This window comes from Deltaproteobacteria bacterium CG11_big_fil_rev_8_21_14_0_20_49_13, assembly GCA_002796305.1.
Taxonomy (GTDB): domain Bacteria; phylum UBA10199; class UBA10199.
Genome location: PCWZ01000039.1, coordinates 2,422 through 13,000, shown reverse-complemented (window position 1 = coordinate 13,000; position 10,579 = coordinate 2,422). Strand labels below are relative to the sequence as shown.

8 protein-coding genes are annotated in these 10,579 nt (G+C 52.1%); all 8 read left to right on the top strand.

The features are described from left to right. Positions 1 to 336: 336 nt before the first annotated feature. The 8 genes from ftsW to COV46_03220 all read left to right on the top strand — a co-directional run bounded on the left by ftsW (position 337) and on the right by COV46_03220 (position 10,422). Positions 337 to 1,470 carry a putative lipid II flippase FtsW gene (ftsW, locus tag COV46_03255; protein ID PIR17650.1) on the top strand — a complete coding sequence of 378 codons (1,134 nt, stop codon included), beginning with the start codon at positions 337 to 339 and terminating at the stop codon, positions 1,468 to 1,470. 4 nt (positions 1,471 to 1,474) lie between these two features. Then, entirely contained in the window at positions 1,475 to 2,584 is a 1,110-nt protein-coding gene (gene murG / locus COV46_03250) for an undecaprenyldiphospho-muramoylpentapeptide beta-N-acetylglucosaminyltransferase (GenBank protein PIR17649.1), read from the top strand. Continuing rightward, a complete protein-coding gene (locus COV46_03245) occupies positions 2,577 to 3,950 on the top strand; it encodes a UDP-N-acetylmuramate--L-alanine ligase (protein PIR17648.1) in 1,374 nt (457 codons plus the stop codon). Before murG ends, COV46_03245 begins: the two co-directional genes overlap by 8 nt. After that, on the top strand, positions 3,941 to 4,858 hold the full coding sequence (locus tag COV46_03240) for a UDP-N-acetylenolpyruvoylglucosamine reductase (GenBank protein PIR17647.1): 918 nt from the start codon (positions 3,941 to 3,943) through the stop codon (positions 4,856 to 4,858). The genes COV46_03245 and COV46_03240 overlap by 10 nt, the downstream gene beginning before the upstream one ends. Positions 4,859 to 4,862: 4 nt before the next feature. Then, positions 4,863 to 5,636 (top strand): hypothetical protein, encoded by a 774-nt coding sequence (locus tag COV46_03235; GenBank protein ID PIR17646.1) that lies wholly within the window; start codon positions 4,863 to 4,865, stop codon positions 5,634 to 5,636. A 218-nt stretch (positions 5,637 to 5,854) separates the two neighbouring features. Beyond that, entirely contained in the window at positions 5,855 to 7,084 is a 1,230-nt protein-coding gene (gene ftsA / locus COV46_03230) for a cell division protein FtsA (protein PIR17645.1), read from the top strand. 165 nt (positions 7,085 to 7,249) lie between these two features. Beyond that, positions 7,250 to 8,527: a cell division protein FtsZ gene (locus COV46_03225; GenBank protein ID PIR17670.1), complete on the top strand. Its 1,278-nt coding sequence runs from the start codon at positions 7,250 to 7,252 to the stop codon at positions 8,525 to 8,527. 53 nt (positions 8,528 to 8,580) lie between these two features. Continuing rightward, positions 8,581 to 10,422 (top strand): lytic transglycosylase, encoded by a 1,842-nt coding sequence (locus tag COV46_03220; GenBank protein ID PIR17644.1) that lies wholly within the window; start codon positions 8,581 to 8,583, stop codon positions 10,420 to 10,422. The last annotated feature ends 157 nt before the right edge of the window (positions 10,423 to 10,579 follow it).

Below are 10,579 nucleotides of genomic sequence, written 5' to 3'. Positions count from 1 at the left end.
CCATTAAAGCAACTTGTAAAAGAAAATGTCAGGGCCCTGATTTTGATAGGGGCCGCCAAAGAGATAATCGCGAAGGAGCTCGGTGGTCTTACGGAAACGCTAATGGCCGCCGACATGAAAGATGCGGTAGTAAAGGCTTTTACCAAGGCGAAGAGCGGGGACACAGTGCTTCTTTCGCCGGCGTGTGCAAGCTTTGACATGTTCAAGGACTACGCGCACAGGGGAAATGTTTTTTGTGGGGAAGTGAATAAACTATAGCCAGCAAGGCAAGCAAAGTTAAAACCTTGCCGGCCTTGCCGGCCTTGCTGGCCTGAAACCTTACTGGCCGGGGTTATTATGTATCAAGACGACGGAACAATAGTTAGGCGCGTTCATTTTGACTATGTGCTTCTTATCGTCACGGCGCTTCTCGTGATGATAGGCGTCATAATGGTCTATAGCTCAAGCGCCGTACTTGCCCGCGAAAAGATGGGCGACGGATATTTCTTCCTGAAAAAAGAGATCGTATTCGCCTGCATCGGTTTTGCAATGCTTACCATGGCGACAAAGGTCCCCTACAAGTGGTGGAAGAAACTTGTATATCCGGTCCTTGGAATAGCGTTCGTGCTACTGTTGCTTTCGTTCATACCGGGACTTAAAAATACGGCAGGCGGCGCGTCGCGCTGGGTAAAGTTTGGGCCGATCACTTTCCAGCCTTCAGAATTCGCCAAGTTCGCACTCGTTATATTCCTTGCCTATTCGCTCGAAAAGAAGGCCTCGCGGATTAAGACGTTCGGCATCGGCTTCCTTTCGCACGTCGCTGTGGCAGGCGCCCTCATAGTTATGGTCCTTCTCCAGAAGGATATGGGCGCGGCCTTCATGCTTGCGGTCATAGCAGGGGTCATGATGTTCGTTGCCGGCGTCAGGGTCTCTTATCTTGCCGGTATAGCTGTGGCGGCCTTGCCGGCGTTCTATTTCCTGGTGGCAGGGGTCGCCTACAGAAGAAAGAGAATATTGGCTTTCCTTGACCCATGGAGCGATCGCTACGGTTCCGGTTTCCAAATCATCCAGTCCCTGGTCTCCTTTAATGAAGGCGGGATATTGGGCCGCGGTCTCGGTGAAGGTCAGCAAAAGCTCTTCTATTTACCTGAGGCGCACACCGACTTCATCTTTTCGGTCTTGGGTGAGGAGATGGGTCTCATCGGGGTGATGGCCGTTATAACGTTATTCGCGGTATTTTTCTGGAGGGCGGTTGTTATCGGCCTTAAGGCTCCGGATCTTTTCAGCAGATACTTCGCGTTCGGTATCGCGATCTTCATAGGATTGCAGGCGGTGTTTAATTTTAGCGTCGTTATGGGGCTCCTTCCCACGAAGGGGTTGGTGCTTCCCTTCATCAGTTACGGCGGAAGCGCCCTGACGACATTTTTGATCTCGGTCGGGGTGCTGCTCAACATTTCGACCTATAGCAAAACGGCTGGCGAACAGAAATAATATTATGAAAGACAAGTCACGGGTCACGGGTCACGGGTCACGGATTTTAATAGCAGGCGGCGGCACCGGCGGGCACCTTTTCCCGGCGATAGCCGTGGCGGAGGAGCTCTCTTCGAGCCATCCCGAGATAAGGCTCGCGTTCGTCGGAACGGCCCGCGGTCTGGAGGCTCGCGTTATTCCGCTTACCATGTGGGAGCTCATAACGATGAGCGTCCCATCATTCAAGGGGATGGGTCTCATGTTCAAGATAAAGACCGTCTTATCCATGCCGTATGTGCTATTACAGGCGGTATCTATTATAATGAAGCATAAGCCGTCGCTTGTGATCGGTGTCGGCGGATATTCGGCCGGGCCGATAACCCTCATGGCGGCTCTAATGCTTATTCCGACGGTCGCAATGGAACAGAACGCGATACCGGGCATAACCAACAGGATCCTTGGCAGGTTCGTTAAAAAGGTATTCGTGATGTTTGAAGGGTCGGCAAAATATTTTCCGAAGAAGAAGGTGATGGTCCTTGGGAACCCGGTGAGAAAAAAGATAATAGATGTTGCCGCACATAAGCCGGTCAACCGGCGCGGTTTCACTCTTTTGATATTCGGCGGTTCGCAAGGCGCCAGATCGATCAACCAAAAGATGGTGGAAGCGCTCAATTATTTAACGGAAGAGAAGGACGACCTTACCATCATCCATCAGATAGGCCGAGCCGAGGATGTCGAAAGATTCAGCGCCATCTACAAGGCCAAGGGATTCAGGGCCGAGGTCTATCACTTCATCGAAGATATGGGGAAGGCCTATTCCTCGGCTGACATGGTGCTCTGCAGAAGCGGCGCTACAAGCGTTGCAGAACTTTCCGTGGCCGGAAAACCTTCCATGTTCATCCCGTTCCCCTACGCCGCCGATAATCATCAAGAGGCCAATGCAAAGGAGCTTGTCGATGTCGGCGGGGCGGTAATGCTTTTGGATAAAGAGGTAACGGGAGAGCTGCTTGCAGAAAAGATAAAGGACCTTCTGGGCGATCCGTTGAAGCTTGATGCGATGTCCCAGGCCATGAAGAGGTTCGGAAAACCGGATGCGGCGAAGAATATAGTTAACGAGTGTTTAAAATATGTTTAAAAAGTATCAGCACATACATTTTGTAGGCATAGGCGGCATCGGGATGAGCGGTATCGCCCAGGTCCTTCTTACTCTCGGATATAAAGTGAGCGGATCCGATCTTAAGAAGGGCTCCACAACCACCCAGCTGGCAAGGCGCGGCGCAAAGATATTCTTCGGGCACAAGAAAGAGAACGTGGGCGATGCCCATGTGGTTGTTATCTCCTCGGCCGTACATTACGACAATCCTGAAGTTATAGAGGCGAAGGTTCGCGGTATTCCGATAGTCCCCCGCGCGGAGATGTTGTCCGAGCTGATGCGGCTTAAATACGGCATCGCAGTCGCCGGCACGCACGGAAAGACAACGACGACCTCTTTGATAGCAACGATACTTTCGAACGCAGGGCTCGATCCCACCATAGTTGTGGGAGGTGTCGTGAACAGCTTCAGGACGAACGCAAAGCTCGGCAAGGGCGATTATCTAGTTGCCGAGGCGGACGAATCGGACAGGTCGTTCTTAAAACTTACGCCTACAATAGCCGTCATCACCAACATCGATCCCGAGCATATGGAGAACTACAGGGACTTTCAGCACGTACGAGAAACGTACGCGTCTTTTGCCAACAAGGTCCCGTTCTACGGGTGCGTGATAGCTTGCGTGGATCACCCCGAGGTTGAGGCGCTCATAACTCATATCGAACGAAGGGTGATAACGTACGGGATCGAAGGCGGGGATTTTACAGCAAGGAACATAAGACAGGAAGAAGGGGTCATTTATTTTGACGCCTACAACAAGGGCGAGCCGCTCGGAGACGTTTCGCTCGCAATTCCGGGGAGGCACAATGTCCTCAACGCCCTCGCCACGATAGCCGCGGCGATGGAACTGGAGGTCCCTTTTGCAAAGATCAGGAAGGGGCTTTCAAAGTTCAAGGGGATAGAGAGGCGTTTTCAGGTCCTTTCGAAAAAGCAGGGCGGCCCGATGGTCGTCACCGATTACGCGCATCATCCAAGAGAGATAGATGCGGTCCTCGGTTCGGCGGCAGATGGATGGAAGGAGAGGCGGGTAATATGCGTCATGCAGCCCCACAGATACACAAGGCTTTCATCGCTCTTTAACGAGTTCGTTGAGGCGCTCGCAAGACCGGACATGCTCTATGTGATGCCGGTATATGCCGCGGGCGAGGCCGTTATTGAAGGCGCAACCGGCGAGAGGCTCTTTGAAGAGGCGAAGAAGATACGAAAAGAAAAGCCGACGTTCTTTGCAAAGAACAAGGCGGAGATGTTCAAAAAGGTGGGCGCAGAAGGAAAAGAGGGGGACATAATACTTTTTCTGGGCGCCGGAGATATCTGGAAGATGGGGAAGGAATTCGCAAAATTATGGCACTGACATTGATATTACAGCAGGAGCTGCAAAAAGCGATTCGGGGCAACTTACGCTTTAACGAACCGATGCGTGAACACACGACCATCAAGATAGGCGGGCCCGCAGACATATGGGTCGAACCGCTGGACATCGAAGATCTTTTGAGCGCCGTCAGGTGGGCGGACGATAACGATGTCCCAAGGAGCGTTTTCGGCAACGGGAGTAACACGCTGGTAAGGGACGAAGGAAAGAGGGGAATGGTAATATCGCTCAAGAACTTTTCGCATGTCATCCTGAGCGAAGCGAAGGATCCCGTTAGTGCAGTTGTCGGAGCAGGGGTTAACCTTCAGCAGCTTCTTTCATGGACGGTAGAACATTCCTTCACGGGACTTGAGCCTCTGGCCGGCATTCCCGGTACGCTCGGCGGTGCACTTATAATGAACGCCGGCGTCAAGGACGGAACGATAGCCGACGCGGTCAAAAGCATTAAATACGTAACAAAGAACAGAAAAGTTACCGTGGAAAAAGAGGACCTGGAGTTTAGCTACCGAAAACTAAAACTTCCAAAAGGGGTGATCGTCGTTGAGGCCGAACTTGTCTTTGGAAGCGGAGACAAGGCGGAGATAGAAACGAAGATCCAGAAACGGAGAAAGGAGCGGGGAGAGATTCAGCCCATTTTGTGGCCCAACATGGGAAGCATATTCAAGAACCCTGGCGGCGCATCAAAGGCCTGGGAGCTGATAGACGAGTGCGGGCTCCGCGGTGTTCGCGTTGGCGGGGCGAGGGTCTCGAACGAACATGCCAACTGGATCGTTAACGAAGGCAGGGCCACGGCAAAAGATGTCGAGGTGCTCATAAAGCTTATAAAGGAGAAGGTGAAGGACAAGTCGGGTGTTCTACTGGAGACAGAGATAATAATAACCGGTGAGTGATAAAATGACCGATTTTTTAAAAAGGCAGACGATAGGGACCGATACAAAAAGGAAAAAGGCCATCGGCCGCGCGTTCTTACGCATTCAGCAGATAAGCCTTGTCGTTATCGTATGGTCACTCTTTATCGGCGGGATATGGGGGCTTTATCAGCTCGTTTTTGTGAGGGGCGTATTTGTCGTCAAGAACGTCGAGGTGGAGGGGACGCTTAAGAACGTTTCCGCGGTCGATGTAAAACGTATGGCGAACATAAAGACAGGCTCGAACATATTCCTTGTAGATATGAAAAAGGTCCAAAAGTCGATCGAGAACGATCCGTGGACAAAAGAGGTGGCGGTGGCGAGAAAGATACCGTCCAACATCTGGATATATGTAAACGAGCATCGGCCGTACGCGATACTTTCATCGGGCGCCTTGTGGCTCGTCAGCAGACAGGGTGTTGTGTTCAAGGAGCTTGAAGGTTCCGACGAAAAGGACCTGCCGGTGATAACCGGTGTCACGGAGGAGGACCTTTCGAACGCTATGAAGGTGCTGGACGATTATTATAGGTCGCCGCTCACGAACTATTTTTCGATATCGGAGGTCAGCTTCGACCGGGCAAAAGGTTTTACGGTGATCGTTTCAAAGTACGGATTTGCGATAAGGCTGGGCTTTGACCGCGTGCCCGAAAAACTTGAACTGTTATATTCGATGCTTGGAGGCATCAGCTCATATAAAACAAAGATGCGGTATGTGGACCTTAACATACCCGGAAAGGTAGTGGTAAAATATGAAGGTTAAAAGGTTAACAGGTTTGAAGGTTAGCAGGTTAATGGCGCGGGCACAGAGGGCGCAGTGGCCCCCGGGAGGAAGCCCTTAGAGGGCGGGTGTCGGTGATCAGTGAAAACTTAATAATGGCGAGCGAGCGTCGGATTTATTCCGCGCAAGCGAGAGGGGATTGGGGGGAAACAACGAGTCTGCGAGTTGGTCGTTCCCCCCATAAGAATGGAGGAAACAACATGGCGAAAAATGATAATTTGATAGTAGGGCTCGACATAGGGACTACCAAGACCTGTGCGATAGTGGGGGAGGTTACGGATGACGGCATTAATATCGTGGGAATAGGAAGCAGTCCGTCCCGTGGCCTTCGCAAGGGAGTTGTGGTCAACATCGAGAACACCGTTGAATCGGTGCGAAAGGCGGTGGAAGAGGCGGAGCTGATGGCCGGATGCGAGATAACCGGGGTCTATGCCGGTATAGCGGGCCATCATATAAAGGGGATAAATAGCCGAGGTATTGTTGCCATAAAGGACAAAGAGGTGATGCACACCGACCTGAAGCGGGTGTTAGAGGCCGCTCAGCAGGTAGCTATTCCGTCCGACAGGGAGGTGATCCATGTCATCCCGCAGGAGTTCGTGGTCGATGATCAGGACGGCGTGAAGGACCCGATAGGGATGTCCGGCGTAAGGTTGGAGGTCAAGGTCCACATAGTGACCGCGGCATCTACCTCGGCGCAGAACATCATCAAGTGTTGCAACCGTGCGGGACTAACGGTCCATGAGATATTGCTTGAGCAGTTGGCCGGTAGCGAGGCGGTATTGGGACACGACGAAAAGGAGCTCGGAGTGGTCCTTGTGGATATCGGCGGCGGTACGACAGATATCGCGATATTCATAAACGGAAGCGTCGTTCATACCTGCATATTGCCGCTTGGCGGGAACAACCTGACGAACGATGTGGCTGTAGGTCTCCGCACTCCGGCGAACGAAGCGGAAAGGATCAAACAGAAATACGGATGCGTCCTTACCTCACTCGTTCAAAAGGAAGAGACTATCGAGGTGCCTTCAGTAGGCGGAAGGAACCCAAGGATACTTTCAAGACAGATACTCTCCGAGATAATGGAACCGAGGATCGAAGAGATCTATCACCTGATCCATCAGGAGATCCAGCGTAGCGGCTTTGAGGACAGGATAGCGGCAGGGCTGGTCCTGACCGGCGGATGCTCGATACTCGAAGGGATGCCGGAGCTGGCCGAACAGGTATTCAATATGCCGGTAAGGCGCGGCATTCCGAGGGGTGTAGGCGGACTTGTTGATGTGGTCAAGAGCCCCATGTATGCGACCGCTGTCGGGCTTGTACTCGGAGGCGCAAAGAGCGGGCGCGAGGAGAAGATCCATGCACACGCAGAAAAAAGGGGAATTTCAAAGGTCTCTACAAAGGTTCGCGAATGGTTCAGCGAGATCTTTTAGGGTAATTTTGACAATTTAACAAATGGTGAGCGAGCGTCTGGTTCATCCAGCGCGAACGAAAGGGGCTTGGGGGGAAGGAGCGAGCGCCAGCCGAAGGCTGGTCCGCCTCTGGCGGAAGCGAGTCGTTCCCCCCATCAGAATAGGAGGTATTAAATGTCATTCGAGATAATCGAGGAAATAAAACAGGGTGCAAAGATAAAGGTGATCGGCGTGGGCGGCGCCGGCGGCAACGCGGTCAATACGATGATCAAGTCCCGCATGGAAGGTGTCGATTTCGTGGCCACGAACACGGACATGCAGGCGCTTAACGCGAATCATGCCCCACTAAAGATCCAGATCGGTTGCGTATCCACAAAGGGCCTCGGCGCAGGCGCAAATCCGGAGGTAGGTAAGAACGCGGCGATCGAGGACCAGAAAGTGATAGAGGACGCCATTAACGGTGCCGACATGGTATTCATAACCGCCGGCATGGGCGGCGGAACAGGTACGGGCGCGGCGCCGGTCATAGCAAGAGTTGCAAAGCAGATGGGGGCTCTTACCGTAGGTGTTGTAACCAAGCCGTTCGGATTCGAAGGCAAGAGAAGGGGGAGAGTTGCGGAAGATGGGGTTCAGGAGTTAAAAGATGTCGTCGATACGCTCATTACTATTCCCAACGAAAAACTTCTTTCGATATCCGACAAGGATACCACAATGCTCGACGCGTTCAAGAAGGCCGACGATGTACTTCTTCATGCGGTGAAAGGAATCTCGGACCTTATCAACGTCCAGGGTCTTATCAATCTTGATTTTGCCGACGTAAGAACCGTTATGAACGAAATGGGAATGGCGCTCATGGGTTCGGGAGTGTCCAGCGGAGAGGGACGCGCGATAGACGCCGCAACGAAGGCGATATCGAGTCCGCTGCTCGAGAACGTATCGATAAGGGGCGCCACCGGCATACTCATCAACATAACCGGTGGACCGGACATGACGCTCCACGAAGTGAACGAGGCAAGCAAGCTCATACAGGAAGAGGCGCATGAAGATGCCAACATAATATTTGGCTCGGTAATAGATGAAGCGATGGGTGACGAGATAAGGGTCACGGTAATTGCGACCGGTTTCAACAAGGGTGTAAGGGCGGTAAGACAGCCGGGCGTTACGGCACGTCCGCAGAAGGTTACGCCCATTTTCACGCCAAAGCGTCCGGAGGTCATTCAATCTTCGCATCCGTCGCAACCGGCTCGCAGGGAATCGCCGGTTTCATATACAGGCATCCAGCAGGAAATGAGCGCGAGATCGGAGCAGGAATCGGCGAACGCCAAGCAGGCAGTGGAGGCATCGGCCACCAAGGCGAAGATGGAGAACGGCGAGTGGCGCGAGGTGTTCCAGGAGGTAGGAATGGTCGATTATCAGGGCGATGAATACGATATACCTACGTTCCTTCGAAAACAGGCGGACTAGGCATCATAATATATGGTTGATTTTTGGTAAGGCGTAATATACGATATAAAACTATGCTAAATATCAAAATTGGAAGATATCTGATCGTCATCGGTGTCATGGTACTGGCAATTGGATGCGCCTCACAGCAGGGTAAAAAGGCACGGTGGATGGCAAGACAGCTTCCTGGCTCTTCATCCCAAAATTTTGATATTCCGGTAACGGTCAACGACCGGGTCATCGCATGGATAGACTATTTTCAGGGCCCGGGGCATAGACATTATGCAAGATACCTGGCCCGTTCGGGAAGATACGTCCCCCACATGCAGGCTATCCTTAAAAAATATGGCCTTCCGCAGGACTTGGTATATTTAGCGCTCATTGAGAGCGGTTTCTCGGCAACCGCATATTCACGAGCGAAGGCGGCCGGCCACTGGCAGTTCATTCATGGCACCGGAAAACATTACGGCCTGGCGATAGGGAACGGCGTAGATGAAAGAAGAGACCCGGAAGATTCGACCGTTGCCGCCGCAAAGTTCCTTCGCGACCTCCATCAGCAGTTCGGCGACTGGTATCTGGCCATGGCCGCTTACAATGCCGGGCCCGGCAAGATAGAAAAGGCGATAAGGTTGAACGGTACCAGGAATTTCTGGACCATGATAGCCAAGGACAGGCACTATCTAAGGGCCGAGACAAAGGACTATGTTCCAAAGTTCATAGCGGCGGCGATAATTGCCAAGTCTCCGGAAAAGTTCGGGTTCGGCGATGTTGTTTATGACAAACCGATGGAGATGGAAGAGGCCTATGTTGAGAGTCAGACCGACCTTGAGGTGATAGCAAAATGTGCCGATGTCTCGGTCGATATGATACAGGATCTCAATCCCTCGCTCACAAGCGGGACCACACCCTCCGGGGCCAGAAATTATACCGTAAATCTACCCATGGGAACGGCACGTAAGTTCAGCGATGCATATGCAAAGGTGCCGGATAGCGAGCGTCTGATGGCCTTGCGTCATACGGTGAGACGCGGCGAATCTTTGGGGAAGATCGCAAAGAGATATGGTGTCTCAGTGAGAGAGATACTTGCCGTGAACGGTCTTTCAAGCCCTTCACGTATTAGAAAGGGCTCAACGCTTATCATCCCGACGGGTGGAGCGGCAAAGAAGAGCGCCCGCTATATCGCTTCTAAATATACAGCGCGTCCGGACGGGAGGCTCATAAAACATAAAGTAAAAAGAGGCGAGTCCATATCGGTCATAGCCAATAACTACGGGGTCGACAGGGCCGACCTTCGCAAATGGAACGGGCTTAAGAGCAATAATATTCGCCGAGGGCAGGTATTAAAGATCTATTCCGAGGATGAAGGTGTAAAGGTCGCCTCAAGTGTAAGCAAAAGACCCGCACCTGCCACAGGAGGAAAGAACTACGTTGTAAGGCGCGGAGATTCGTGGTGGAAGATAGCCCAGCGTAACGGGATAAGCATCAACGACCTTAAGGGTTGGAATCCGACGCTTGCCGACAAGGACCTAAAGGCGGGTGCGAGGCTCAAGATCTATCAGAATGGAGAGGCACCTCAAGAGACCCCGACATCGACCACGGCATCCAGCGTTGAAGTTGAGGAGGTCTCTTCATCCGACAGGTTGGAGAGCATGCCGGCCAGATCCCTTGCTTCATTGCCCACCTCGGACCATTCAGAACTCCTTTCTATGAAGGCCGAGATATCTACTTCTGCGGTTCAAAACCTAGAATTACCTAGTAATTCCAAAGAGATATCATATAAGATAAAGAGCGGCGACACCCTTTGGGACATAGCTAGAAAATATGGTGTTTCGGTGAAGAACATAGCCGACGCCAACGATCTTAACCCAAAATCGAGGCTGAAACCGGGCACAAAGATCACAATTAGGTCAAAATAGTTATAAAATCTTTCAATTCTTGACAAAGTTTCCGTCGCACGATACACGCCCATACAACTTTCGAACTATTTTAAGGGCGCCTCTAAAAATCTGCTTGTTCTGTCATTGCGAGCCCCGAAGGGGCGCGGCAATCTCTAAGCAAACACTTGATTTATGG